21 protein-coding genes and 1 pseudogene are annotated in these 24,683 nt (G+C 62.4%); 10 read left to right on the forward strand and 12 right to left on the reverse strand.

The features are described 5' to 3' along the window. Window positions 1-12: 12 nt before the first annotated feature. The 4 genes from U1739_RS05720 to U1739_RS05735 all read right to left on the reverse strand — a co-directional run bounded on the left by U1739_RS05720 (window position 13) and on the right by U1739_RS05735 (window position 4,550). Window positions 13-1,794, reverse strand: a complete 1,782-nt coding sequence (locus tag U1739_RS05720) for a putative bifunctional diguanylate cyclase/phosphodiesterase (protein ID WP_332704965.1) — start codon at window positions 1,792-1,794, stop codon at window positions 13-15. A 342-nt stretch (window positions 1,795-2,136) separates the two neighbouring features. Then, window positions 2,137-2,826: a hypothetical protein gene (locus U1739_RS05725; protein WP_332704967.1), complete on the reverse strand. Its 690-nt coding sequence runs from the start codon at window positions 2,824-2,826 to the stop codon at window positions 2,137-2,139. A 72-nt stretch (window positions 2,827-2,898) separates the two neighbouring features. Continuing rightward, a complete protein-coding gene (locus U1739_RS05730; protein WP_332704969.1) occupies window positions 2,899-3,795 on the reverse strand; it encodes a 3'-5' exonuclease in 897 nt (298 codons plus the stop codon). Further along, a complete protein-coding gene (locus tag U1739_RS05735) occupies window positions 3,792-4,550 on the reverse strand; it encodes a hypothetical protein (protein ID WP_332704971.1) in 759 nt (252 codons plus the stop codon). Before U1739_RS05735 ends, U1739_RS05730 begins: the two co-directional genes overlap by 4 nt. Before the next feature lie 182 nt (window positions 4,551-4,732). Between U1739_RS05735 and U1739_RS05740 the strand changes: the two genes are divergently transcribed. The 7 genes from U1739_RS05740 to U1739_RS05770 all read left to right on the forward strand — a co-directional run bounded on the left by U1739_RS05740 (window position 4,733) and on the right by U1739_RS05770 (window position 10,413). Further along, window positions 4,733-5,032 carry an ArsR/SmtB family transcription factor gene (locus U1739_RS05740; protein ID WP_332706549.1) on the forward strand — a complete coding sequence of 100 codons (300 nt, stop codon included), beginning with the start codon at window positions 4,733-4,735 and terminating at the stop codon, window positions 5,030-5,032. Beyond that, window positions 5,017-5,334: a hypothetical protein gene (locus tag U1739_RS05745; protein ID WP_332704973.1), complete on the forward strand. Its 318-nt coding sequence runs from the start codon at window positions 5,017-5,019 to the stop codon at window positions 5,332-5,334. The genes U1739_RS05740 and U1739_RS05745 overlap by 16 nt, the downstream gene beginning before the upstream one ends. A gap of 411 nt (window positions 5,335-5,745) precedes the next feature. Further along, on the forward strand, window positions 5,746-6,684 hold the full coding sequence (locus U1739_RS05750) for a hypothetical protein (RefSeq protein WP_332704975.1): 939 nt from the start codon (window positions 5,746-5,748) through the stop codon (window positions 6,682-6,684). Then, window positions 6,677-7,048 (forward strand): hypothetical protein, encoded by a 372-nt coding sequence (locus U1739_RS05755; RefSeq protein WP_332704977.1) that lies wholly within the window; start codon window positions 6,677-6,679, stop codon window positions 7,046-7,048. The genes U1739_RS05750 and U1739_RS05755 overlap by 8 nt, the downstream gene beginning before the upstream one ends. Before the next feature lie 216 nt (window positions 7,049-7,264). Further along, window positions 7,265-8,032: a phospholipase effector Tle1 domain-containing protein gene (locus U1739_RS05760; protein ID WP_332704979.1), complete on the forward strand. Its 768-nt coding sequence runs from the start codon at window positions 7,265-7,267 to the stop codon at window positions 8,030-8,032. Between the two features lie 334 nt (window positions 8,033-8,366). Further along, window positions 8,367-9,398: a hypothetical protein gene (locus U1739_RS05765; RefSeq protein ID WP_332704981.1), complete on the forward strand. Its 1,032-nt coding sequence runs from the start codon at window positions 8,367-8,369 to the stop codon at window positions 9,396-9,398. A gap of 649 nt (window positions 9,399-10,047) precedes the next feature. Further along, the gene (locus U1739_RS05770) at window positions 10,048-10,413 is read left to right on the forward strand and encodes a hypothetical protein (RefSeq protein ID WP_332704983.1); all 366 of its coding nucleotides are present in this window, start codon (window positions 10,048-10,050) and stop codon (window positions 10,411-10,413) included. Between the two features lie 30 nt (window positions 10,414-10,443). Here the strand turns inward: U1739_RS05770 and U1739_RS05775 are convergent, their stop codons facing one another. Continuing rightward, window positions 10,444-10,965 (reverse strand): hypothetical protein, encoded by a 522-nt coding sequence (locus tag U1739_RS05775; RefSeq protein ID WP_332704985.1) that lies wholly within the window; start codon window positions 10,963-10,965, stop codon window positions 10,444-10,446. A gap of 177 nt (window positions 10,966-11,142) precedes the next feature. On the opposite strand from U1739_RS05775, the gene U1739_RS05780 reads away from it, so the two are divergent. Continuing rightward, window positions 11,143-11,688: a DUF2939 domain-containing protein gene (locus tag U1739_RS05780; RefSeq protein WP_332704987.1), complete on the forward strand. Its 546-nt coding sequence runs from the start codon at window positions 11,143-11,145 to the stop codon at window positions 11,686-11,688. A gap of 598 nt (window positions 11,689-12,286) precedes the next feature. Here U1739_RS05780 and U1739_RS05790 read toward each other — a convergent pair. From U1739_RS05790 to U1739_RS05805, 4 genes are all read right to left on the reverse strand, one after another. After that, window positions 12,287-13,687, reverse strand: a complete 1,401-nt coding sequence (locus U1739_RS05790) for a hypothetical protein (RefSeq protein WP_332704991.1) — start codon at window positions 13,685-13,687, stop codon at window positions 12,287-12,289. A gap of 607 nt (window positions 13,688-14,294) precedes the next feature. Continuing rightward, window positions 14,295-15,617 carry a nucleotide-binding domain-containing protein gene (locus U1739_RS05795; RefSeq protein ID WP_332704993.1) on the reverse strand — a complete coding sequence of 441 codons (1,323 nt, stop codon included), beginning with the start codon at window positions 15,615-15,617 and terminating at the stop codon, window positions 14,295-14,297. Then, window positions 15,604-16,125 carry a hypothetical protein gene (locus U1739_RS05800; protein WP_332704996.1) on the reverse strand — a complete coding sequence of 174 codons (522 nt, stop codon included), beginning with the start codon at window positions 16,123-16,125 and terminating at the stop codon, window positions 15,604-15,606. The genes U1739_RS05795 and U1739_RS05800 overlap by 14 nt, the downstream gene beginning before the upstream one ends. Before the next feature lie 260 nt (window positions 16,126-16,385). Next, window positions 16,386-17,369, reverse strand: coding sequence for a hypothetical protein (locus U1739_RS05805; RefSeq protein WP_332704997.1), 984 nt, complete (start codon window positions 17,367-17,369; stop codon window positions 16,386-16,388). A gap of 221 nt (window positions 17,370-17,590) precedes the next feature. Between U1739_RS05805 and U1739_RS05810 the strand changes: the two genes are divergently transcribed. Next, window positions 17,591-18,589 carry a hypothetical protein gene (locus U1739_RS05810; RefSeq protein ID WP_332704999.1) on the forward strand — a complete coding sequence of 333 codons (999 nt, stop codon included), beginning with the start codon at window positions 17,591-17,593 and terminating at the stop codon, window positions 18,587-18,589. A gap of 346 nt (window positions 18,590-18,935) precedes the next feature. On the opposite strand, the gene U1739_RS05815 is transcribed toward U1739_RS05810, so the two are convergent. Next, a complete protein-coding gene (locus U1739_RS05815) occupies window positions 18,936-19,208 on the reverse strand; it encodes a hypothetical protein (protein WP_332705001.1) in 273 nt (90 codons plus the stop codon). A gap of 6 nt (window positions 19,209-19,214) precedes the next feature. Beyond that, window positions 19,215-20,390, reverse strand: a pseudogene (locus U1739_RS05820) (helix-hairpin-helix domain-containing protein); the annotation flags it as partial. A gap of 1,412 nt (window positions 20,391-21,802) precedes the next feature. Between U1739_RS05820 and U1739_RS05825 the strand changes: the two are divergent. Continuing rightward, window positions 21,803-22,129: a hypothetical protein gene (locus U1739_RS05825; RefSeq protein WP_332705003.1), complete on the forward strand. Its 327-nt coding sequence runs from the start codon at window positions 21,803-21,805 to the stop codon at window positions 22,127-22,129. Between the two features lie 213 nt (window positions 22,130-22,342). Here the strand turns inward: U1739_RS05825 and U1739_RS05830 are convergent, their stop codons facing one another. After that, window positions 22,343-24,460: an acyltransferase family protein gene (locus U1739_RS05830; protein ID WP_332705005.1), complete on the reverse strand. Its 2,118-nt coding sequence runs from the start codon at window positions 24,458-24,460 to the stop codon at window positions 22,343-22,345. Window positions 24,461-24,683 lie beyond the last annotated feature (223 nt).

The following is a 24,683-nucleotide window of genomic DNA, read 5'->3' on the forward strand; positions in this document are numbered from 1 at the left end:
TTGGTTTGCCAATCAAGAGGCGATTGCCGCCGTCGGCTCCTGCTGTCCGGTCCTCAGCAGCATCGAGGTCATCGCGTGCCGATCGACGGCCGGGGAGCACAGGAAACCCTGGCCGAGGACGCCGCCTATCGTCCGCAGATGACGGGACTGGCTTTCGGTCTCCACCCCTTCCGCCACGACGCGCATGTCCAGCTTCTCGGCGATCCGGAAAAGGCCCTCGACGATAGCCATGCTCGCGCTTCCCGTCGCCAACCGGTCGACGAAGGTCTTGTCGATCTTGATGATGTCGACCGGCACGCTCAGCAGATGGGTCAGCGAGGCGAAGCCGGTGCCGAAGTCATCCAGGGCGACGCGGATGCCCCTGCTGCGGAGCGCACGGATCGCGCGCTGGATGATCTGGTCCCCTTCCCCCATGTACACGGTTTCCGTCACCTCCAGGATGACGTGCTCGAGCGGCACGCCCTCGCGCTCGAACGCCGACGTGAGGACGCGCTCGATCGATCCGCCATGCAGGTCGGCGGACGATACGTTGATGCCGACATGCTGGAACGGGATGCCGAGATCCAGCCACGACCGGACGTCGGCCGCGACGATGGCCATCATCCTCGCGGTCAACGCCGTTGCGACGTGGGCGTCTGTAGTGGCTTCCTGAAACGCCGACGCCGCGATGACTTGGCTGCCGATCGTCATGCGGCAAAGCGCCTCGACTCCCACGATCTCCATCGTGTCCAGCCGGAATATGGGTTGGTAATACGCATCTATCCGGTTTTCCTGAATGGCGACGCCTACGTCGCGGATTGCGGACAGCCGTCGGCTCATGTTCGAACCGAGCCCAGGCCAGTAGCGGACGAAGCCACCGCGGCCGGTCTCCTTCGCATGGTACAGAGCGAAGTCCGCGTTCTGGCGGACGTGCTCCACGGTCATCTCGCCAACCGCGGGCGTGGCGCCGCCGATCGTCGCCCGCGGCACCACCATCTGGCCGCCACAGTCCGCAGGCTCGGACAACGCGTCGATCACGCGCTGCGCCGCGGCCTCGAGATCGCGCAGGGCCGTCGGCTGCTCGATGATCACCGCGAATTCGTCGCCGCCGATGCGGAAGGCTCGATCCGGCAGGGTGGCTGCGGCTATCCGCCCGCTTGCGATCTGCAGCAACCGATCGCCCGCGTGATGCCCGAAGCTGTCGTTGACCACCTTGAGGTTGTCCAGATCGATCACGAACAGCCCCCAACCGCCCGGGACGTCACAACATTGCTCCAACAGCGCCGCATTGAAGGCTGCGCGATTGGATAGCCCGGTCAACGCGTCGGTGAAGGCCCGTCGAGCGTGCTCGATGACACGTTTGTGGCGGTCGATGGCGATCAAGCAGAGGTCCACGCACTGTCGAACGACCTCGCGTTCGATCGCCGTCGGCCCCCGACGCTTGCGGTAATAGAAGGCGAACGTCGCGACCGGCGCACCTAGGGCGTCGAGGATCGGGCTCGACCAGCATGCGACCAGCCCATGGGGGACCGCGAGGTGTTGGTAATCAGCCCATCGGTCGTCCGTCTCGACGTCGGTGACGGCGACCTCCGTCCGGTTGAACGCGGCAGTGCCGCATGATCCGCATGCGGGTCCGGCGACGAGCCCATCGAGGGAGGCGGAATACTCGGGCGGAAGGCTGGGGCCCGCCAGCGGATGGAGCACACCGCCCGCATCCACCGTCAGTACCGAGCAGAGCACGTTGGGCAGAAAGACTTCGACTTGTCGGCAGAGCCGATCGCACGTCCGCTCCAGCGTCTCCCCCTTGGCGATCATCTCCAGTATCGAGTTCTGAAGCCGAAGCATGGCGCTGCCGGAGATAGCGTCTCGGCGGGACGAGCCCCCAGGGTGATACGCCTGCATCGCCTGATGCTGCGCTTCAAACCTTTCGAACTGCTTTAAAGACGACTCGGACAATTGGGTCTCGATCCGAACCCTCCGGATCTTTGAGCTACTCTTTGCAGCGGCCTTCCGTCCGAGCGGCTTGCATCGCATCGCAGCCCGATGGCAGACCCGAGCCTGGTCGTCTGTGGCTGCCGCCGCTTCCATACGACCGCCAGCTCAAGGTGGCGATCGACGGGATCCGGCGCGCTCGGGACGGGGTTTTCCGAAGAGGGATCAGAACCCGCCGTCGTTAGCGTTTCCCGTCGCATCCTCATGCCCCCGCCACAGGCGGAGCGGACGGCGCCCCGAGATGGTGAGACCCGCCGCCCTCAGACGCTTCTCGTCGCGGAGCATTCCTCGGATGACGTCGTGGACCAGCGCGGACTGGCCGCGTTCCTTGCAGAACGTCCGCCACCTCTCATACCGGTCACCTTTCCAGCGGAGCCAATCCCAGACGCGGTCCCGTTCGACCTCCTCGTCCATCACGATCAGCAGGAACGGTTCGATCCTGTCCTGCCGCCACAACGCGACCGAGTGTCGATGGCCGTGCGGCTCGCGGGTCAGGATGATGTCGCTGGCCTTCCGTCCGATCACATCCGCCTCGTGCCGCTGGGTCACCAGGCGCACGGCGTCCCTGCGGATCTCGTCCTCGAAGAATCCCGGAAAGGTGTCGGCACCGACGATGCTGAGCGTCCGAACCCAAACCGGCCAGCGTTCGGGTCGCGCCAGCATCCATTCGAACCGTGCGCGTGCGACGCCCGGATCTTCGAACCGCTCGATCCAGAGGGGACGCGGGCAAGGTCCGTCCACGGTGGGCGAGAAACGCACCAGTGCGACGCCGAGAACGGCACCGGCCGTCCCGTCGAACAGGACCGGCAGCAGGGGCCGACGCTCAGGAGCATCGGAGCGGGCATCTTGCATCATGGCGCGGCGATCTCCTTTCCGGAATCGGATACGGGGCTGTGGGGCCGCCCCCAAAATAGCATCGGCCCGCCATCAACGGGCGGCGTGCCGCTCCCGCCACGTCATCGGCCTGAACCGTGGCCTGCCGCGGCCCTGGTAGACGTGGAGCGCGACCCACTCGCACTCCTCGTCGAACATGCCGCCGGGGATCTCCTTGGCCCAGTGCCGGGCCTCGGCATCCCAGCGGTAGCCGCGCGCCTTGAGGGCGTCCTTCGCCTCGAACGGGGCACTCGCGGCTTCGAATAGCCAGCCCGGCGTGGCGGCCGTCCTCACGGCGGTTGAGAGGACCGTGCCCCCCGATTGAAGGGGCTGGTCGAGCAGGTGCAGGAGCGCCGTGACGTCCGTCGATGCGCGGTGCGCGTCGAAGAACCAACCCATCTGCATCAACAGGTGCCCGAGCACCCTCCCCTCGTAGCCCTCCTCCTTCCACTCGACGTCCTTCATCGTGCAGACCCATGGACGACCAGCCGCGAAGGGCAGGCGCTTCTCCACGAACGGTCGGTCGAAGGAGGCGTTGTGCGCGACAACGAAGTCGGCGTCGGCGATCAGCGACGCGGCGATCGGATCGATGATGCTGCGGCCCGCGACGTCATGGTCGGTCAGCCCCGTGAGGCGCGAGATCTCGGGAGAGATCGGGCGCCCCGGATCCTCGAACCAGGAATGCGGCTTGCCCGTCACCACGATGCGACCGCCGGGTTCGGCCCAGAAGCGCTGCAGCGCCAGCTCGATGATGGCGTCCTCCCGGTGGTCGAGTCCGGTGGTCTCGACGTCCAGCGCGCAGCCGATCAGCAGGCTCGGGTGCCCGGCCAGGAGTCCATCCCGCCGCATGGGTAGCATGCGGCGGAGGACACGGAAGTCCTGATGATGGGAGAGGACCGTCGCCATCGTCTCGACGGCAATCGGCAGTCCCGCGACGGCGGCGGAGCTCACGCCGCGAACCGCTGCTCGACCGACACGGACAGTCCGCGCGCCAGCGGAGAGCCGGGATCGCCGGCGACCAGCGACAGCATGTCGGCCACCGCGGGGGACACGAGCGCCTCCACTAATGGGACGCCGGCGTCGAACCCCTCCACGATCTCCATGGCGTCCGCCAGCTTCGCACCATGCCTTGCGCGGAGGCGCATCTCGGCCTCCGCCCGGCTGCCGGCGATCACGGCGTCGAAGGCGTGCGTCATGCCACCCGCCGTCTCGTCAACGATGAGGGACGTCCACAGGCGGGGCGCCGCGCCCTGCGCCTGATCCGGCACCACACCATCCAGATCGTCGTCGTCGTCGAAGTCCGCATCGAAGAAACCCTCACCTTCGGTATCGTCCGCCGCCAGGCGATCGAGCTCCTCGGGATCCGCGTCCATGCCGATCGACAGCCCATGGAGGAGTATCGCGCGCATGCACTCGTCGCGATCGAGACAGGCCTCGACCGCCGCGCGTCCCCCGAACAGGGTGCGTGGGGTGAGCATCCAGGCGACGGGATCGTAGCCGATCCCCTCGCGGTGGAAGCGCGCGCCCGTCTCGGCAGCGACGAGGGCGAGGCGGATGAGACCGCGTTTCGTGGTGAGGACAGACTCGTCGGCGGGCGAGTCCTCGTCGAGCGGATCAGGGTAGCCGATTGGTGCCTGCTTCTTGATGGAAGCCTGCTTCGTCTCGACGGGCGGCTGGGCGGTGCGTTCGATGACGTTGAGCTTCATGACGGTTCTCCGGGTGCCTGCTGGTCGTGACGTGATGCTCGGCCCGGACTGGCGCTTCGCCCGGCCAGGACCAACATAGCGATGGTTAATTATAGTTCAACGATTATTGCAGCAATTTGCTTTGCATCAATTTAATTTGCATAATTGTTGCGGACGTCGTCGTGCCGGGCTACATCCGATGGATGGAAGAGACGGAAGCCCTCCGAGTGCTTAGCGCGCTCGCCAACCCCACCAGGCTCAGGGTCTTCACGATGCTGGCCGCCGCCGCGGATCCGGGCGTGTCCTCCGGCGACATAGCCCAGGCGATCGGCGTTCCGGCCAACCTGATGAGTTCGCACCTCGCGATTTTGCAAAGGGCCGGATTGCTTAAATCGACGAAGGTAGGGCGCGCCGTGATCTATGGGGCATCGCGGAACACACTTGCGGAGCTGGCCGACCATCTGGCGGTGTTGGCGGGAACGGGGGTTTGCACGCCGAAGTAATGGCGCGTGGCGGCCGCAAAGCAACAACGGTTGAAAGCAAGGAGTCCACGGTAACAACCTTCGAAAGGAAAAAGACCGTGACTTCCGACCAGAGATCCGAGCGTCGTCTTACGCTGTATCGTGACGATAGCACGTCGCAGATCATTTACGACCGGGTGAAGACTTGGTTTTGGACGGCCGGCAATACGGTGCTCGTCATAAGCCGGTACGACGGGCCGGCAGGACCGGCGCACCACTATGTGCATTGGCCCAGAGAACGGTTCTGCTGGTTTCGCGATGAGCCCGTTCCGCAGACCACCTGATCGCAGCAGCTGGTCCATAGTCGAACAGCCTCGTCTGGCGCTTCGTGCGCTGGGTTCGGCAACCAGCGATCCACTGGCCGCCTTTCCTTCAGGTCGGCGCGGCGTTTCAGCGTCAAATCTCCGGAGTTTAGCGCCTCAACGAGGTAGACCTTCGATGGAAGGAGCCGAAGCAGTGGTGCTGAGACTCAATCCTCCAAGCAGCCGCATAGGGCTAATACACCGTCAAACCATGCGATCCGTCTCGAAAGTTTTGCAACCAAACTGGCTGGTCTTCACCAAGTCGGCTGGCGTTGGCCGTCGATCGTGGTTTACTTAGCTTAATCAAGTCCGCGTGGCCGATGAAGCCTCCGGTGGATCGTGGCTACCGCCGTCGGAGAGGTTCCGATCACGCGGCGAGTCGAGGGGGGCGGGATGAGGCAGGCGCGAAGCGACAAACAAGTCACCGCCATGCGACGCAATCCGAGCGGCTTTCGCGATTGGCGAGCTCCGCTGACCCTGACGCTCGCAGGCGTGCTGGTCGCCGCCTGCGGCACGACCGTCGCATCGGCCGATCTGACAGGCTTCGGCACGGCGGCAGCTTTGCTCGGACGCCAATCTGACGCGAACTTCGCCGAGGCGAACAGGATCGCCCGCGTGGCCGCCGTCGATCGGTTCGTGAGATCGCCGGCTGTCGGCCTCACCGAAGCGCCCTTCCCGCCCGCCGTCCCCGCCGAGGTCGCGAACGCTTGGCGGTCGGCGCTGTCGAACCTCGAACGATACGGACTCCTCCTCGGGTCCCTCACCGACTCCAGCCAAGGCCCGCGGACCACGCAGGCGTTCAAGGCGCTGGGATCGGAACTCAACTCCGGCACCGTCGGCGCGGACATAGACCCGGGTGTCGCCGCCGCATTCTCATCCCTCGCGGGAGTGCTGGTCGACCTGGAGGCCCAAAAGCGAGCGAGGGACATCCTACGCCGCACAGATCCCGAGGTGCGTGCGCTGCTGACCGCCATGGCCGCTGCCATCGGCTCCACGGACGCGGCAGGTCTCCGTGGAACCGTGGCGGTCAACTGGACCGCGTCCACCGGCGGCATTCAAAGAGCCTATGCCGCGGCAGCCGAGAAGAACAACGAAGGCGAGAAGCGGACCCTCGCGTTCGACTATCTCGCAGCGCTGGACCGGCGGCAGGTCCAACTCGCCTCGCTTGCCAGCCTCCGATCGTCCCTGTTGGCTCTGGCAGACGCCCACACGGCCGCCGCGGACGGGTCGAAGCGCCCCGTCGGCGAGCTGCTCACCATAATCTCGGATCGTTTGGACGAGGTCGACCGGCTAGCCGCCGAAATCGAGAAGGAGGGCCGCAAGCGTGACTGACGCAGCGCGAGGGCCGGCAGCGCCCGCCGCCGCCAACCCGGATCTGACCGCGGTCCATGGCGCACTCGTGCATCTGGTCGTCACCTTGAACGCGTCGATCGCGCAGGCGACGACGTCCGCGCAAGTGACCGCGATCACCGACGAGATCGCCGAGGTGAACGCGCGCGTCACGGCGGCCGGGCGCCAACTGCTGACGCAGCAGACGGCGGCCATCACCAAGAACGCCAAGGCGGTCGCGGCCGCCATACCGGACGTGGAGGCGGCGATCGCGAAGTTCGACGACGTCCGAGCCTTCGTGGGCGGCGTCACCAAGTTCCTGGGGATCGTCGACAAGGCCATAGACGTGGCGAAGATCGTCATTTGAACCCGTGGCACGCACTGTGATCGACCGAGCGGAGGGAGGACGCCGAGAACGTCGCCTCCCGAGCGCCTCGAGACGCAGGCCGAACGCAAAGCCCATCGGATCAGCCGCTGCAGGGACCGGCGAGCCGTCCAGCCGGTATCCGGACCGAGGGTCAGTGCGTGGCGCGTCGAAACCCAGCCCGCGCCCAAAGCGCCACCTCCATCACTGGAAGCCCGCATGACCAAGACCATCCTGATTTTCTCCGACGGCACAGGCCAGATAGGTGGTATCCAGCCCGATCAGCGACTGTCGAACGTCTACAAGATGTATCGGGCGATGCGCCCAGGCCCGGACTCGCCAATCTCCCCCAAGGAACAGGTCGCGTTCTACGATGCGGGACTGGGCGCTGGCGAGACGGGCGGCTGGACGTTCCGCCGGATCCGGCAAATCCTGGCCGCCGCGGTCGGGACCGGAATCGATGACAACGTCACGGACTGCTACGCAGCCATCATCGCGCGCTACGATCCTGGAGACCGGATCTGCCTCTTCGGGTTCAGCCGCGGCGCCTACACCGCCCGGGCACTCGCCAACGTTCTCAACCTCTGTGGCGTGCCGACAAAGGATGCCGATGGCCGTCCCGTGCCACGCTATGGTGCCGCGCTTCGCGGCATCGCGAGCGAAGGCGTCCGCAAGGTCTACAATCATGGCGCAGGCGCGCAGCGCCAGAATTACGAGAAGGAGCGCGAGACGCTCGCGAGCAGGTTCCGGGCGAAATACGGCTCTGAAGGACTGGGCGCGGACGGCGAGGGACAGGGCAACGTGCAGCCGTTCTTCGTCGGCGTCTTCGACACGGTCGCGGCCCTGGGAAGCCGCACGGCAGCCATCGTCGCGACGGTCGGTCTCGTCGTCCTGGCCGCGATCACATACGGTGTGAGCGCCATCGCCCCTGGTGGGTTGCCGCCATCTTCGCGCTGGCACCCGCAAGCGCCGTCTACTGGTTGCTGAAGGCCCTCCTCAGCCAGGCGAAGTTCTTCCTCGACGACGATGCGCTGAGGATGTCATCCTGGAATCCGCTCAGATGGTGGGCTGCGGCCACGCACGCGCACGTAGATCGGCCACGCAATCGATCTCCTCAGGAAGCGGTGCCAGTACGCGCCTTGCGCCGATCGCATGGTAGGACTGCGTCAAATCCGCGGGGGCATATTGCCACTGCTTCTTGCCCGGGTTCTTCCGCAGGTAATGCGCTTGGGCGTCTGGGACGCTGGCGGAAGTGCGCGTCAAGAGTGACACGGCCGACTAAGCGCTAGTCGAGCACAGCCGCCGCCGCTACCCTGCCGGCATGGACCTGACGCAGGGCGTAAGCCGCATCCTCGAGCATCTGGAGAACGACAGCGTCGGGGGCGCGACAATGGCCTGCATGCGGCTCGCGCGGCTGGCGCAGGACCACCTGAACACCGCGATCTTCCTGCGCGAACTCTATCCCAAGAAGGAGGAGGTCGCCCGCACTCTCTACGACGACACCCACCACCTTGGTGCCGAGGCCGGCAAGTTCGTCTTCGAGACCTCCTTCACGCGCTGGATGGAGATCCACACGCTCGACTATCCGATCTCGTCCTCCGCAGGCGAAGACATGACGGTCCTACGCGTCGCCGCGGGCGAGATCGAACCTAAGCTGGAGCAGTGGAAGGCGACACTGGTCGACTTGCAGCCACCGCCCGGGCTGGCGCCGTTCGACGCGGCGGCGTTCCACGATTCGGCGACCTCCGACCGGGCGCGCATCCGGCTGCGGATCACGGCGCTGAACACGATCAAGGCCCGACTGAAGACCCGATGCCTCAACTATGCGGTGCGCATGGAGCGGCAGCTCGCGTCCCAGGACCGCAACCAGCAACTGCTTTGGTCGGTGCAGAACGACGTCAACAACAACTTCAAGGAGCAAGCGCCCGACGTTTACGCCAAGCTTCAGAAGGCGTCCTTGCTTGCTGCGTCACCCGACGCGGAGGACGCCGCCCTGACGCTCACCGAGGTCCGGCGGGCGCTGCAGTCGGTCGCCGACCACTTCCATCCGCCCAGCACGGAGCCGGTCATGTGCTCGGACGGCAGAGAGCGTGTGCTGGGCGCTGACAAGTACCTTAACCGCCTCAGCGAACACCTCGCCACGAGCCTGCGCAGCAGAACGCAGCGGGACCTCGCCGCAGCCGAACTCGCCCTACTCGACACCTTCATGCGCCGGGTGAATGATCTCGCTTCAAAGGGCGTGCACGCCGAGGTCACCCAGGCCGAGGCTCGGCAGGGATTGGTCGGCCTGTTCATGTTCCTGTCGACGATCACGGACAGCACGGCCGGCGGCGGGCAACCAGAATTAGATTGACGTTGGGGTTGCCTGCCGCCGTTCAAAGGTGCGACCCCGGCTGGCGACCATCATGCTTATCGAAAATAGCGTCGATGAGCGTTACCGTACCGCCAATGCACAGGGGTTGCGGGAATTTGCCGCATATTCGCATATCCTGCCTACGCCTCGCTTGTTCCGGGGGATATAGTTGGACGCAGCACAGTTCGGACATACGATGATCAGCGCAGCCGTCGCGGTGGCCATCTATCCAATTCAATCGGACCGCAGTAGCGAGCCCGCGAAAGCCGCCGGCGTTCCCGGTGTCCTACGCCGGTCACGTTCTCCATCGTTTGTCGTCGATCTGGGCATCGGCAACATTTGCTAGTCAGATGGCTCGTTGACGGCTCGGGTGGCCGATCTCGCCGCGAGAGGTCAGATCGGGCGAAGCGCCCCGGACGCACGAAAGTGCTTCGAACACGTCGGGGTGCCCGTTCGGACCTTCCGGGGAATTTCCCCGCGGCGAGAAGCGTCGACGCGTGATTGATGTCCAATCGGTGACTTCGGCTGCTTACGAAGTCATTCGGGTCCGATCCCCTGCCGCATAAGGCAGCGAAGCATCCGAACAAAGTAAGGTGGAAAGTAAATTACCATTCTCCGTCTGGCAGATTATGTCAGATAGGAAATACAGATGCAGAACATACTCGCGGTGATCGCTCTACTGATTATGAACGGTTCGGTGAATACGCTGCCCAGCGCAGGAATGCCCCGCACTTCACTTTTATCGATATCGGACCGCCACGGTTCGAACGCCCAACGTGCGACCGCCACCCTTGAAGCCCCTCCGAGCCACGCGCTCTCCGCACGCGCACGCGCTTTCGGATATGCTCCCGCGTTACTCTACGTCCTGGGCGCCTCGATCGCGTTGGGGGGTGCGGTGGTGTTGCCTAGCGGCTCCGACCCGCGACGCCGGCGCCGGGGCATGGCGCTCGCAGCGGCGGGGTTCATCACGCAGATCGCGGCGGTGATCTGGTTCGGAGTGTTGGCCCTACTCTAAGATCGAAGCGCGTGGACGCTACCGTCCTGATCACGAGGGTTTGGGGCCTCCAGTCGAAGGCGGAGACCCTAACGGCTCGGATGCCGGGGCGCCGACCCTCACGCTCACGCCTTCCGGCCCGAGCGTGACGCTCACATCCATTGATCCGTTGCCGACGACAAATATCGGACAACCAATCAGAGGAAGCGGATCAGCTTCTGCCCGGCTGGGTCCAACCGTCACGTAGACCACGAAGATCGAGAGAAGCCCTGCGACCGGGATTGAAAGCGACGTGGCCACGGCGGAGAGCAGGTTCACCAGCTGCGGATCGTCGGCCGAAAACCAGAGGATGGCCAGCGCTATTATCGAGTATACGGAGAGGAAGGCGACCAGCCACTTCATGTGCTTCATTCTTTTAAACTCCCGAGACGTTTCGGTCTCAGCGCCGCCCATGGACTGCGCCGATCGACCGGAGACTGCATCGCTTTCAATTCTGATGAATTGGTTGATTTCTTCGGCAGATGCATCCGATCCGGCTGCATCGCTGGAGCGGCGTCCACCGCCTTCGGCCATAGCCCGCTCACGCTAGATCAGGCATCCCAAGCGGAGGACGCGTTGTTTCCTGGCGAGGTGCGACCGGATCTCTGCTCGTGCGCATGAAGACCATTCCCGAAAAGAGCCTAGCGGCTCAGCCACAGCGTTGATCTGCCGCGGGAAACGCGCCAGGTCTGTGCACAAGGGGGAGATCACATGAGCAAGAGGGTTTGGGCGGCGGTTGCGGCTGTCGTGATACTGTTCGGAGCCGCATATTTCGGCTCGCCATTCTGGGCCGCCCGGCAATTCAGGGATGCCGCGCTCAGCGCTGACGTGGACAGGCTCGATGCGGCGGTGGATTTTCCCGCGGTGCGCGAGAGCCTGAAGTCGCAGCTCACCGTCGCGCTCACCGAGAAGATGCAGAACGATCCGGAGATGCGTTCCAATCCCTTCGCCGGTCTGGGGATGATGATGATGCCGGCGATCGTCGGCAAGATGGTGGATAGCTTCGTCACCCCTGACGGATTGTCGGCGATGATGAAGCGCGGGCGAGTGGATACCAGTCAGCCCGATGCTCAGGCCAAGTCCGACATCGCCTACGATTACGATTATCGAACGCTGGACCGGTTCGCCGTCACGGTCAGGGCCCCAGAGACCAAGGCAGCCGAGGCTCCCAAATTCGTGTTCGAGCGTCGCGGGCTGTTCTCCTGGAAGATGATTCGCCTGGAGGTCCCCACGGACCTCCTCGACAGAGGAAGCTGATGCCGGGGATCAGGACGTGGCGGGCAAAGGGTCGATTGATTAATAGCTGGTTCGCCGCAGGGGCTGGTCTCCTAATCGCGACTTCGGCGACAGCCACTCCCCGCGGTTTGAACGCCGAGGGTTGTCACAACGATCGGAGGGGCGGGACCGGCTATCATTGTCATCCCGGTACGAACTCAAGCGCGGGAAAGAGACCGCAATCGTTGATGGGTTCGGACGCTGGCAGCGCTTCCTACCCCAACTGCTCAGCGGCCCGCGCCGCCGGTGCCGCGCCCGTTCGAGCAGGACAGCCGGGTTAGAAGCCGACAAATATCTCGCGCTCAATTCGAGCAAATTGCTCGTCGGTTATGTTCTCCGCATCCAAATATTTTCGGATGAATATTGCGCCGGCTAGAAGAGGCTCCTTCCAGCAGTAGCTCCCAGTTATCATGGCCCGGCATTAGCATGAGCGTCTCTGCAAGTCAGCGATCCTGAATTCGGTGGCAATCCGCAGCGCGGCGCTCAGGCTGACCATTTATCATCGTCGAGTCGGCTGCGCTCTGGCCATTTCGGGCACGCCATATGGCTGGTCCAATTAAGCCATCCACCCGACGTCCCATTAAACGCTCGCTTTCCCGGCTGTCGTTGCGCGGACCCAAGCGAGCAGTCCCTCGACGCTATCGGCCGGGGTGCTGGATGCGGCATAGCTGTCGATCGCCACGCTCGTCTTGATAAGCAGCGATCGCGCAAATTGATCGGTCGCCGCCAGACTGACGGGCTTGCCGCTCTTCCCCTCGGGAAGATCAGAAGTCAGCGTCTGCCACGTCCCGTGTAGGACCCGGCTTCTAGCGGTCACGATGGCGGCCGCGAACTCGCCTGCGGTCATCGTCCCGTTCGGCAGCATGTCGTCCTTCGAGAGCCCGAAGAATATCTCCAGCGCATTGACTAGCCGCGACGTACTCCGGCTGCTGCTTTCGGAGCGGAACAGCACTTCGATCGCCGTTTCAAGCTTGGCAATTGCAATCGTCTCGAGCGGTTCGGCTATTGCTTCGTGATACCAATAGGCCGCGTTGCACCAGGTTTCGTCGAGGACCGGCAGCACGCCAGTCCCCTCGACATAGCCAGTCAGTCGGGTGCCCATCGACGCGACGAACGCGCCATTGGCTTTGAGAATGATCCCGAGCCCCTCTGGCGCGACGCTGCGGCCCGGTTGAAGGTTTATCATCCCGCCCGAGCCACCGCCGTCGGAGGTGCGCACGATGTTTGGACGCCAAGCCGGGGCCATTCGCGCTGTCGCGCGCGCGATGCCGCGATAGTTGTCGAACAACGTGACAAGCTGGACAATCGCAAGGGCGACATCGACTGAAAGGTCCGCCTTCGTCAGCGCCCGGTTCGGTTCGTGATCAGCGATGCCGATCACCGCGACCCAGTCCGCGTGCCGTTCAGCGATGAACCGCTTGAGGTCGGTGAGCCCGTAAAAATCGCTACTTTCATCAAGAGCATTTACTTCGTCGATCGTCATGCCGAAATCGGCGGCGGGAAAATCGCTCAGATGGTGGAAGCGCACCGGTCCGATCAAGAAACGTTCATCGGCATAGGGACTAATGATGCAGGGGATATAATGCGTGCGCACCATGCCATGACTGTCGAACCAGGCGGTCAGTTTGTCGTCGAGGGCCTGCTGCTCGACGGCGTCGAGCGGTGCATCGGAGCGATCGCGAAACGCTGCGATCAGCATCGTGTCGAGCGCGTTAGTGAGAAAGGTATGGCTGACGGTTCGCGCCCGCGCCGAGCTCGCTGCCCGCACCGATTTGGCGAGCGCGGACACGTCGGCACGGGCGGCCGCCGTGAAACCCGACAACTCCTGCTTGGATGGAAAGTTCGTGACATGAGTCAGGTCGTGTTGCTGCAGGAACGCCACGTATGTGCGATCGTCGAACGGCGTATGGCCCTCAGTTGATACGGTGATGAAGCCGGCTCTCGCCCGCTCGATCGTTTCTATCTGGTTCTGGTCAAGCATTGGGGTGCGCCTCGGGAACAGTCTGCCCACGATCTGGTGATCCCAAGCGCGTTTTGCAAAAACGCGTGGAGCCGCTGCCTGAAGTTACCCGGCGACGACCCCATACGCTACAGGCACGGTGCCTGCTCCGCAGCGATAACCGCGACACAGGTGGCAGGTCGCGCAGGTTGAACACGCGGCCGACCACATCCTAAATCACGCGATCGACCGGGTCGTGCCGGTCTTGACCTTGGCGCACGCCATGCCGAACGATCTTGTCGCCGGCCTTGGCCAGCGGAGCTCTCGCGCCGTAATGGAGCATGATGTTGCCCGGCAAATCTATATCATGCGAACGCCGGGCCTTAGAACGAGCCGCGGTTCTCGCCGCTGCTGTAGAACGGCATATTTTGGTCGCGAGCTGCCGGTCGGTGGGTGTGGCTCGAACGACCGCTATTCAAGGCTCGCTCCCCAAAAGCTGCCGGAGCGTAATCGGCCAGTAGCCGCCATCCTGTTATCCGGCGCGCTGAACGGCCGGAAGTATGCCAGCTGCGGACTGGCTGCTTTGATCACGGTGTTGGCAAAAGCGGCCGCGGACCATTCGACTAGCGAACTTTGCTGTGGCCAAGCGCTAGTTGGACCACGACGAGCCCAGCACGACATTCTGTCGGCCGCGGCCAATGCAGACGCCGCCGAGGATCGCGTAACACTCAACAAAATGCGACCCACGGTACTTGGTGTGTTCGGGGTCGCGTAGGGTGCGGTGGTCGCTGATCTCGCCGCGCGGCTGCGGCGTTTCATCGTCGTTACGCACCTTCCACTTGTAGAGGTCGGCGGCCGGCGCGTCGCGGCCGAGCCGGAAATGGATTTTGCGATCGACGGGGATTAACCCCAGCGCGTCGAGGATGAAGGCACGGAAGCCGGTCGCTTGGGGCACCTCGCCGACGACGCCGAAGTCGTGCTCGGTCAGCATTGGGATGCGCTGGTCAAATAGGAAGCTTTCCGCGCTCCCGACGCGCTTGCGTTGTTCGCAGGCGAGGAGAGCGGCAACGCTGTTGCCCTCTTCGAACGCTTCGAGCGCCACCAGAAGGCCGTCGCGTGCCTCGATGACCTTGCGCACGGCGCGCTCATCCAACTCCGTGACATATGCGTCGATGTTCGAACGTGGGTCTGCGCGGTCCGGGATCTGCGGGTAGCGCATGAAATCTGGCAGTCTGACGTAGAGTTCGAATACCATGTCGAACAGCGTGGCAGTGGGATTTCGCAGCACCCACTGCGTGATGGCCTGCTCGAGATGGAAGGACTTGAGCGGAAAGTCGTTGTCGGCTTCCTTGCATGAATGCCGCCAGCCTTTGACAAACTTAACGGCCTTGCGGAAATCGCCGTTTTGCGTGTTCAAGTTTGAGGCGGCGGTGATGTATCCGCGCGGATCGGACTGGATCCACGTCATCTCTCTCGCGCCCTTGGAAGCGTCCTCTCGAAGACGCGCCCGTTCACGGTGCGGGCGCAGCACGACCTCGGGAACGACGTAACAATCGTCGCCAAATTCGTTCCGGGCGTTAGTGTACGCGGGCACGATATCCACGCCGAACACGACTCGCTCGCCATCGACAAACGATATTGTCACGGAATGCGTCTGGCGCGCGATCGTGACGGAAAAGCCCGAGGGATTCTTGAAAGTGGTGCGCAGGGACTGTTCGAGACCGGCTAGCGCCTCGTTCGGATCGTGCCGGGCCGGATCCCAGGCGCCGAGAATGTATAGAACGTCCAGATCGTGCAGCGGCGTAATGGCGGTGAAGCGTGGATACGAGCCGATCTGCAGTGAGTTTCTGCGGCCCAACACGGCCTGAACGGCTTCATACACGGCGGACACGAAGTCGCGCTCGCCGGGCGTTGGCGAGAGATGATTCCGAACATGCGCGCGGAACAGCGCGTTGAACCTATCCCTTTTCATATCCACTCGTAATGAGGCTAACGACCACATCATTGAGCAACCGACCGCGGAAGTTTGCAAGGGTCACATTACGCTCTCGCTCCAATAGCGCGATTGCGTCCGGGGGCAGAGGGCCGGAACCCTGCGGCGCGTAGACGATGAGCGCCGTCGCGTCACGTTTTTGCGCGAGTATCTGGCCAAGCTCGCCCGGCCAGTCGGGCCAGTAGACCAAAAAGACGCTAGCCGCCTCGGCACGACCGAAATCGCCGATGTGCGAAATGCGAATGATGTTCTTGCGATCAAAAAGCTTGCTGTCGGCGAAGAGGGCTTCAAGGCCATCAACGACGTCACCCTTCGCGAAGAGGGCGATTTTTCGTTTCGCCAAACCGTTGCCGAGCCGAAGCAACACCGGAAGCAGGCCGCGCAGCCAGAGCGAGATTGCGAATACGGAGGCAGCAATGACGATGAGCGTCGACACCGTCTCAAATGTCCCGAACGCGCTTTTCAGATAGGTCCAAAATTCGGTCATGTGTTCACGGTATCACCGCTCCACAATTCTAACCATGCCTGACTCGGCGGCGGCTTTTTTCAGTCTGGCCGTTCCGAATAGGAACGACCGATATTGGGGCGCGTACCTGGCCGGCAGCTCACGTGGCAACCTGTCCAACGGTTTTTCGGCCGAAAGGGGCCGCACATCATATGGGATCGAAGCCGCGGAGTTGCCGTTGGTATGTAGTCGGCGCCACTACCGCCTTCGACCCTACGGACTGCGCCAGCGGGGAAAGCGAGCTATTTTAGTAGAGCCAAACCTAGCCGCTCAATTAGTCCAGCAAACTCAAGGACAGCCGACTCTTTGATAACAAGCCGCTGCCCGGCGGCGTAGGTCGCGTCGCCACTTCGTGTATTATAATCTGCGTCCACTATGCCCTGTTGGTGAGCAAGCAAATGCCGTTGCTGGTAGAAGACCCGGAGGCGCTCCATAGCCGCCGCATCTAGGAGTTGCTCAAACGAAGATCCCACCGCCGTAGTCCACAGTTTGGATCCCGCATCGAGGTTCTGAAACGCATTCCGCCGGGGCGGTATGCCGGCCCGGGTCTCGTAAAGCTGTTCCGCTAGGCGCTGGAACGACATCACCGTATCCTGCATAGCCTTCTCCAACAGGATACGAGTCATCACCTCGGCTTCGTCCGGGCCTAAGGTATTGCGTAGAGTTTCACGTAGTCCAGCGGCGGTCCGGATGGTGGCGAGAGTTTGCAGAAATGTGTGGCTGGCAGAGTTGCGCCCGCAACTGGGACAGAAATACGCGGCACCCACGTAGGAATAGCGACAGCCGCAGGAATCGCACGTCGTGCGGAGACGCATGGGCTCGGCTGCTGCAACCGGCAATAACGCTGCGTTGCGGCCGCCCTTCACGTTAAGGGTGATGCTCAGGAACGAGCCTGGCCGTTGTCGCCGCTTTGAAGCGGCGGCATCTGCTCGCATCGCCCCGTTAATACGATTGATCACCAATCCGCGAGCGTACTGCTTCGCCGCCTCTATCTGTTCCGTCGTGTACCAAGATTTTGCTGGGGCCGCATGTCGGCAGGATGGGCAGAACACCTCCTCATCGCGGACAACATTGGTCCAGTCTTCCACGAGTATCTTGAATTGGAATAGGCATGCTTCAGCCGGGCACTCCTTACCGGCAAAACCCTCAGGGTCAGCTTGCAAGGGGACTTCAACCTTTTGAAGGCGCGAGAGGCGATCAAGTTCGCGTTGGAGGTTTTCGAACATGAGGCTGCCCGGACGTTGTTCGTTCAGTACATAACATGAACGAATGGAGAGTTGATGTCCAGTCGCGCTGCCTTTATCCCCGGTGTTTAAGCTAACACCTATCTCAAAGGTACTGCAATCTGTAAAGCTTGGCCTCTCCCTACTAGCGTGAGGGATACGAACTTTCAGACACGTGTAAGCCCGCAGATAGCTTTGTGCGCTTGTCGCAATCTGGGGGAACTATGCTTCTATTTTTGGCAGGAGTGGTCGAGCAACTGGACCTCGCCCTGGAGCACATCGGCAAGCGCGACGCGCACAATGCACGCTTCGGGCTGATGCTGACGGACAATGCAGTCGAGTTGATCCTGCATCAGATCGTCAAAGACAAGCGCGCCGAAGCAGCTAGCTGGCGCTATCAGGACAAGCCGTACGCCTATGGGTCGCAGCTTCGAAAAGCTTTCCTTGGTTCCTTCTCAGACAAAGTAGCTTTTGCGCAGATAGATGGCACCCTCGATGCTGAGAGCGCGCGCACTTTCAATATCCTGCACAACTACCGCAACGAAGTCTATCATGAAGGGCTTGCGCATGAAGGCATCTTGCTAGCTTTGGCGCGGCTTTATTTCAATACGAGCTGTGCCTACCTATCGGGTTACGAGCCGATGGGGATCGGCTGGGTGTCCGATCAAAAGATGCCGGAACGCGCCAAGAAGTACTTCAAAGGCGATCGAACCTTCCCCGGCAAGCGCGAGGATTTCGCGGGTGCCTGTAAGGCGATGGCGGCTGCCAACGCCTTCGACTCTGGCGAGGTCGGCGAAATTCTTGCAGACGATATGGATCAGATCATCGAATACATGGATACCTGCATTCAGGTCGTGGCTGACGGTGTGTATCAGGGTCAGCAAACGACGCGCGATCAAGCTATCCTCGACACTCAGGCTTGGGATTTAGCTTTCAGTGATGAGGGCAAAGCGTTCGTTGCAGAACTGGGATTTGAAGGCCACCCGGGGCGCTCAGTCGATCTAATAATTGAAAAATACCGCTTTCCGGTCCGCCGCGATCCGATCCCGAGCTGGCAGGAGCGGGCAAAGAAGCTACGGGCGAACATCGACCCGCACCTGGCCCTGGAAGGCTATCAATCGTTTGTGACGCAAACAGGTCCGCTCCGCGCTGCCTTGGAGCAAAGCGCGAGTGCGGCCGAGGCAGAAATTGATCGCGCGATGGATGAGATGCGCGGCAAGTAGGATACGGTGCGAGTGGTCGGGCTCTAGCCGAAAGCTTAGCGAACAGGATTTTCGCGTCGGCTTTTGCGAGAGCCCGAACGGGGCTCGATGACTGAAATTTGGGCGCCTAGCTGCCGTTGCGAGCCTCAGGAACAAACATCCGCTTATGTCATCTGAACGCGCGAAAGCGGACGGGCAGCTATCACCCATCGCTTACGCAATAGCTGGTATTTTGCAGCATCGTGCCATTGGCCTAGCGCAGTTGTCAGCAAGGTGAACCTTCCATGCTAATGCCCGCCGAGTTGACTTCGCACGCATTCTACAAGCGGTACGACCGGCGTCCGCCCCCCCAACAAGCCAGGTCGGGTTAGCCGTCATCGGGATATCGGCCCGCCGTCCGCAACTGCCGGACGATCCCGTTAAATGCCGCAGTGCATCGTTGCGCCCGACCGATGTCGTGGTCGGTCGCCGCGGCGCTCCAGAAGAGGTCGAGCGGCCATCGCTCGGGACAATGGGCCACCAGACAGCGCAGTGCCAAGCGTACCTCAATCGTATCGACCTTCACGCCCCCGGACCGCGACATCGCCGTCCGCAGGATCCGAACGGACAGATCGATGACGACCTTCTGATGGCGTGACATGATCGCCTACCGGAAGTCGCGGGTCTGGAGTCGAAGCCCGTGGTGCGGCGCAACGGCGTTAGGCTGCGGCGGCCATGCCATGTCCCGCGCGGCCGACTTCCATCCGGCATCGCCGCGATCGGGGGAACCGGGGTGCGCCGCGCCGTCGCCGCGGCCGGTCTGGTGCGGAAACGCCATCTGTCCGACCTGGCCGAGCAGCGGCCCGTGATCCACGATGCGGTCGCAGATGACGTGGATGACTTCGCCCTCCCGCTGCACACGCCCCTTCATCCCGATCATCGCCGCCGACATCACCGTCCGGCGCTGCGCCTCGAAGCGGTCCGGCCAAAGGATGCCGTTCGCGATGCCGGTCTCGTCCTCGATGGTGATGAATAGGACGCCCTTGGCTGATCCTGGCTTCTGGCGGATCAGCACGATGCCGGCGACCTCGACGTGCCGTCCGTCCTTGATGCCCGCGAGTTCGGCGCAAGTCACGATGCCGCGCCGGCGCAGGTCCGCGCGCAGGAAGGCCAGCGGATGCGCCCGCAGCGACAGCTGGAGCGAGCGGTAATCCTCGACCACCTCGCGCCCCTCGGTCATGGCGGCGAGCGCGACATCGGGCTCGACGCCTTCAGGACTGAACACGTCCTCGCGCTCGTCCGCGGCGGCGAACAGCGGCAGCGGCGCATCGCCGAGCCCGCGCACCTTCCACAGGCCCTGGCGACGATCCTGTCCGAGCGATCGGAAGGCGTCGGCCTCCGCCAGCCGCTCGATGGCGGCCCGCGGCACGCCAGCGCGGCGCCATACCTCCTCGACCGATTGGAACGGCACATCGCCGCGCGCCGCGACGATGGCGGCACCGTGGACGTTGGCGAGCCCCCTCGCCTGCCGCAGCCCAAGCCGGACGGCGAGCCATCGGCCACCGGTCGGCTCCAGGGTGCAGTCCCAGCGGCTGGCGTTGACGCAGACCGGCCGCACCTCCACCCCGTGCGCGCGGGCGTCGCGGACGATCTGCGCGGGCGCGTAGAAGCCCATGGGCTGGGCGTTCATGAGCGACGCGCAGAAGACGTCCGGGTGGTGGTGCTTCATCCAGCAGCTCACCCAGCAGATCTTCGCGAAGCTCGCCGCGTGGCTCTCCGGGAAGCCGTAGCTGCCGAAGCCCTCGATCTGCTTGAACGTCCGCTCGGCGAAGTCGCGCGGATAAGCGGCAAGCGCATGGGCAAGAGGGAGGTTAAGGCGGTACGTCGCGGCGCGTCCCGCGGTTAAGAAGCCGGGCCTAACTGATACTGAGCGGACACTAGTTCGCCTGATCAGAAAGCCTGGGATTGTCAGCCAACAGCCCGGCGATGTTGTTCACGGGCTTGCGTTCGGCGGCGGGGGAACATGCCCCAACCCGACAGGGAACCCCTCGTCATCGTATCATAGCGCGCGCCATGTGATTGCTGCACGTCCACGTTCGATCGTGTGGATCGGCGCCCCGATGCTCGCCCCCTCGGCCGCGCTTTCTTGACGGCGCACAGATGCACATGGCGCTAATCGTTAAGCTCCGGCGTCCCGCGGAAAAGGCTATCCGAAGTGCGATACCATACGCACAGAGTCGACGTTCCCCCGTGGCGGGTAACGGGGCGTAGCCAAATTATTGGCTTCGTTCGGCACCAAAAGCCAAGGCAGTTTCACAGCCGCTACGTCTCCTGATTGGCCACAAGCTACGGTTCAACGAAATATGTCAGCGGGCCAGCTGATCACGGGGGAATCTATGATAAAAGGGACTAAATTCGCGTTATTCGCGCTGTTCGCATTTTCTTCCATGGCGCCTTTGCCGTCGCATGCGCAGGTTCCAGAAAAGACAAGTCCAGTGGCCGGGGACACATGGATACCCAAGGGCACACGGGTATATTCCCAAGACAGGAGATTTTTCCTGGTTCTCCAAACGACGGATGGAAATCTCGTCCTATATCAGCAAAACGCGGATGGCTCTTTAAAAGTCCTTTGGACTCCGGATCTCGTAACTATAGACAAGGATCACCCTTATCCGAATAAATGGTATAAAAATACCATGGTCCTACAAGGCGACGGAAATTTTGTCGTGTATGGCGGCCCCTCGACCGGCGACACCTATACAGATATCTGGTCAACCAATACGGGTGGTCATCCTGGCGCGACACTATTGGTGCAGGATGACGGAAACGTTGTAATCAAGAGTGCTAGAGGCCTCGCACTCTGGAGCACAAGGACCTGTTGCCACTAATCTAAGAACCGTGGGTTCTTACAACATATGCTTAAGTGTGCGCGCGAACGCCATCCGTTCGCGCGCACTTTTTTGCCGCCTGCGTGGCGCCCCAAAGAAAGATCGTCGCATGAGATTCCGCAAAGGCACAGCCAGCCTCGTAAGCGCCGGGATCGCCAGCGTGGCTTGCCTAGCTCTAACAATATACTTGCAGTCCGATGGATCGGGCGATGGGCCTTCACCCGATGTTCTGGTTGTGCAAGCCGGTCAGCTCCAAAACTCAGTTGCATCCCCCGTTGAACGTTTGGCGTCGTTTGCACCCAGGATCGAAGAGCAAACGCACAGTCCAGAAGTCATCGTTGCCGATCCCCGACCTACGACAGGGCGCTTGAGCGGCAAGACTGTTCTAACGGAAACCAGAGATGCTTCGTGGGCCGCACCAGCCGAGAGAAGCATAGCACTTTCCCTTCAAACGGTCCCTTATATCGACGTCAGTAAAATCGCGGTGGTTTGCGCTTTTTCAATATGTGAAGCTCATGGCCAAACTCTTCCTAACACCTCATCCTATAATTTATCGGTTACTCAGGAATACTTGAAAAAGGGGGATCTGGCCACGCCGTTGGCAAACGCCAATGCCTTTCCTCAGGCCGCAGAGGTCCGTGAGAACAGCAATGGCATCTCCTTCACCTTAAAGCTCGACCGGCTCCATCGCTAGATCGCCGCACGCATGCACGGTGCTTGTGGCGGCGCCTCTGCGGCTTCCATAAGCGCCTGTCTCAGCCGTCGATGGGCACGAGAGCGCACCCACCAAGGTCGATCGAGTTCGCGGGGCCACCCACGTATCGGCCCATGAAAACGATGCAAAAGCCAATTGAGCCTGCCATCTACGAACGTCCTGGCGGCCGCCCCTCCGCATGCGCAGTGCTGGTCAACCCGGTGAAAGTTCGCGTTTCAAGCGAGGATACAGATACTGCTGTCCGTACCCGCTTAGGTGATCTCCATCCATGAAAAGCGGAAGCAGCCCGCGGAACGCCGAACATTGACGCCCTGGGCAAAGCAGGTCGAAAGCGTCCCAGACGCGCACGCTAGGCAAGGCATCAGCCACCTGCTTCATCTGAGCCAAAGGTGGATTGCGGAGGATGTCGAGGTCCGAACGGGCGATCGAGGGACCCTTCTCGCAGACCGGGTTAGAGTGGTTGAACCAATCGGAGCACCGAAGCGCGACCGAGCGGAAAACCGGCGTGGGGCTTTCAAACACGATTCGGAAGCCTCGGCGTGAGAGCGGCGCCAAAGTGCGAATAGCCTCGGCGGTGGCACGTCGACGCCTCAAGCGCGCCGATGCGTCCGGCCTTAATCCGAGCGCATCGCTTCCGGGCACAGGCCCCATCTGATCTACGAAGCGCGGCATCCGCAAGTTCGGCAGGAAGACCACGTCGCCCGACTTCCCTCGTCGCTGGATATCGATCAACGCCGCAGCGTAGAAACGATGGTCACACTCCACCAGTTCGGACATTGGGACCGAGAGTGGTAGGAATGAGCAGTTGCGGACGAAGTAGGCGCTGACGGTGGCCCCTGTATCCTCTGCGAACCTACGAAGGGCCGGATAATAGGTCAGGCTATGGGAATCCCCCATCACGAAGACCTGATGCCCCGACGGTTTGGTCGGAACCCATCGAGAAACCTCTCCGGCCAACATCTTGTCGCGTCGCACTTCGACGTCATACCGAGATGGGGGACCCACATGCCGATTGCCGTTGGATGCGAACCAGACGCTTTGGTCGGCGGTGCGGCTGAGGGAGATGCGCCCTTTCAGCGAAAACATCGTGGCGGCACATCCCAAGGACAGGCTGATCACCGCAAGACCAGCAAGGACCATGCGTCCGCCGGAGATCTTCGCCAAAGCAGGGCTACGCCGGATCGGGCGCTCGATCATCCGATATGAAGCCCATGCGAGCATCAGCGAAAGACACAGGGCGCTCAGCTTCTGCACGGTTTGGTCAATGCCGATCGTCCAACTGAACAGAACGATGACCGGCCAATGCCAGAGGTAGATCGAGTAGGAACCACGGCCGACCGCGAGACTTATCGGTGTGCGCAACGCAGCCGCGATGACCCCGTGAGGCCTCGCGCTCACGACGGCTAGAAGCACCGCGGTGCCGGCGACCGCCACCATCGCCATGGGAAAGGGAAACGTCGGACCGGACGGGCTGACCAGCGCCACACAGACTAGTCCCGCGCCCGCCAGTGCGATCGTCTTGGCCGTTGCGACATCCGCCGCAGCAAGGCGGCCCCTCCAATATGGCATCGCGAGGCACAACAACATGCCGGTCCCAAGCTCCCAGAACCTGGACGCGATCGAATAGAAGGCATGCAGCGGGTCGTGAAACGCTAGGATGGCGCACGTCAGGAGTGACGCCATGGTGACGAAAAACACCGCCCAGTTTCCCATCTGCCGAGGCGGGTTGGCCTCGGTGCCCCGCCGCGCCCAGACAAACAGGAATGGGAATATCAGGTAGAACTGTTCTTCGACACCAAGCGACCAGGTGTGCGTGAAAGGGTTCAGGGCTGCACCCGGTGAGAAGTACGTATCCGAATTGTTGCCCAGCACGACGTTGCTCAAACCTAGGAACGCTGCCCGCGCGGTGTCCTTGACGGCGCCGCTGAGCCAAGCGTCAGGGACGAACAGACAGTATGCCAAGGACGTTGAAAGCAGCATCACCACCAGCGGCGGCATGATGCGGAGGAGGCGCCGCGCATAGAAATCGGCAACCGCGGCAACGAAACCGGTATGCGGGCGAGACACCATCGAGCGCGTCACGACGAAGCCAGAGATGACGAAGAAGATGTCGACCCCGGCAAGCCCTCCTGGCAGCCAATCGCTCTGGAGATGAAACACGACTACGGCGATTATCGCAATCGCGCGCAGTCCATCGATGGCCGGAACATAGGTCGAACCGTTCCGCTTCTCTATCATCATTGTATCGGAGTAGCCCTTCAAGTGATCGTTTCCGTCTGTGCAGAACGTCCAAGCATTGTTGGCCGCCATCAGTTTGCTTTCTCACGCGACCCCGTTGGGCGTCTGGGTCACGGTTACTCGATTCTCACGCAGTCGATCGGCTCGCTAGCGGTCGCCATCCGAGGTCGAGCATTGCGGAGACTGGCATCCGCATCGTTATCCAGGCGGACATCGGCAGGATGGAAGCGAACGGATTGGGGCGAAGGACCATGTTAGACAGGACGGAGACCGCGCGCCCGAACCTTGATCATCG

The sequence above is a fragment of the Parasphingomonas puruogangriensis genome (assembly GCF_036663635.1).
In the GTDB taxonomy this organism is placed as follows: domain Bacteria; phylum Pseudomonadota; class Alphaproteobacteria; order Sphingomonadales; family Sphingomonadaceae; genus Sphingomonas.

Bases quoted from the DNA above. Each gene is read 5' to 3' on its own strand.
- U1739_RS05720 (WP_332704965.1), bottom strand. From the start codon at position 1,794: ATGATCGCCAAGGGGGAGACGCTGGAGCGGACGTGCGATCGGCTCTGC.
- U1739_RS05725 (WP_332704967.1), bottom strand. From the start codon at position 2,826: ATGATGCAAGATGCCCGCTCCGATGCTCCTGAGCGTCGGCCCCTGCTG.
- U1739_RS05735 (WP_332704971.1), bottom strand. From the start codon at position 4,550: ATGAAGCTCAACGTCATCGAACGCACCGCCCAGCCGCCCGTCGAGACG.
- U1739_RS05740 (WP_332706549.1), top strand. From the start codon at position 4,733: ATGGAAGAGACGGAAGCCCTCCGAGTGCTTAGCGCGCTCGCCAACCCC.
- U1739_RS05750 (WP_332704975.1), top strand. From the start codon at position 5,746: ATGAGGCAGGCGCGAAGCGACAAACAAGTCACCGCCATGCGACGCAAT.
- U1739_RS05760 (WP_332704979.1), top strand. From the start codon at position 7,265: ATGACCAAGACCATCCTGATTTTCTCCGACGGCACAGGCCAGATAGGT.
- U1739_RS05765 (WP_332704981.1), top strand. From the start codon at position 8,367: ATGGACCTGACGCAGGGCGTAAGCCGCATCCTCGAGCATCTGGAGAAC.
- U1739_RS05770 (WP_332704983.1), top strand. From the start codon at position 10,048: ATGCAGAACATACTCGCGGTGATCGCTCTACTGATTATGAACGGTTCG.
- U1739_RS05775 (WP_332704985.1), bottom strand. From the start codon at position 10,965: ATGGCCGAAGGCGGTGGACGCCGCTCCAGCGATGCAGCCGGATCGGAT.
- U1739_RS05780 (WP_332704987.1), top strand. From the start codon at position 11,143: ATGAGCAAGAGGGTTTGGGCGGCGGTTGCGGCTGTCGTGATACTGTTC.
- U1739_RS05790 (WP_332704991.1), bottom strand. From the start codon at position 13,687: ATGCTTGACCAGAACCAGATAGAAACGATCGAGCGGGCGAGAGCCGGC.
- U1739_RS05795 (WP_332704993.1), bottom strand. From the start codon at position 15,617: ATGAAAAGGGATAGGTTCAACGCGCTGTTCCGCGCGCATGTTCGGAAT.
- U1739_RS05800 (WP_332704996.1), bottom strand. From the start codon at position 16,125: ATGACCGAATTTTGGACCTATCTGAAAAGCGCGTTCGGGACATTTGAG.
- U1739_RS05805 (WP_332704997.1), bottom strand. From the start codon at position 17,369: ATGTTCGAAAACCTCCAACGCGAACTTGATCGCCTCTCGCGCCTTCAA.
- U1739_RS05810 (WP_332704999.1), top strand. From the start codon at position 17,591: ATGCTTCTATTTTTGGCAGGAGTGGTCGAGCAACTGGACCTCGCCCTG.
- U1739_RS05815 (WP_332705001.1), bottom strand. From the start codon at position 19,208: ATGTCACGCCATCAGAAGGTCGTCATCGATCTGTCCGTTCGGATCCTG.
- U1739_RS05830 (WP_332705005.1), bottom strand. From the start codon at position 24,460: ATGGCGGCCAACAATGCTTGGACGTTCTGCACAGACGGAAACGATCAC.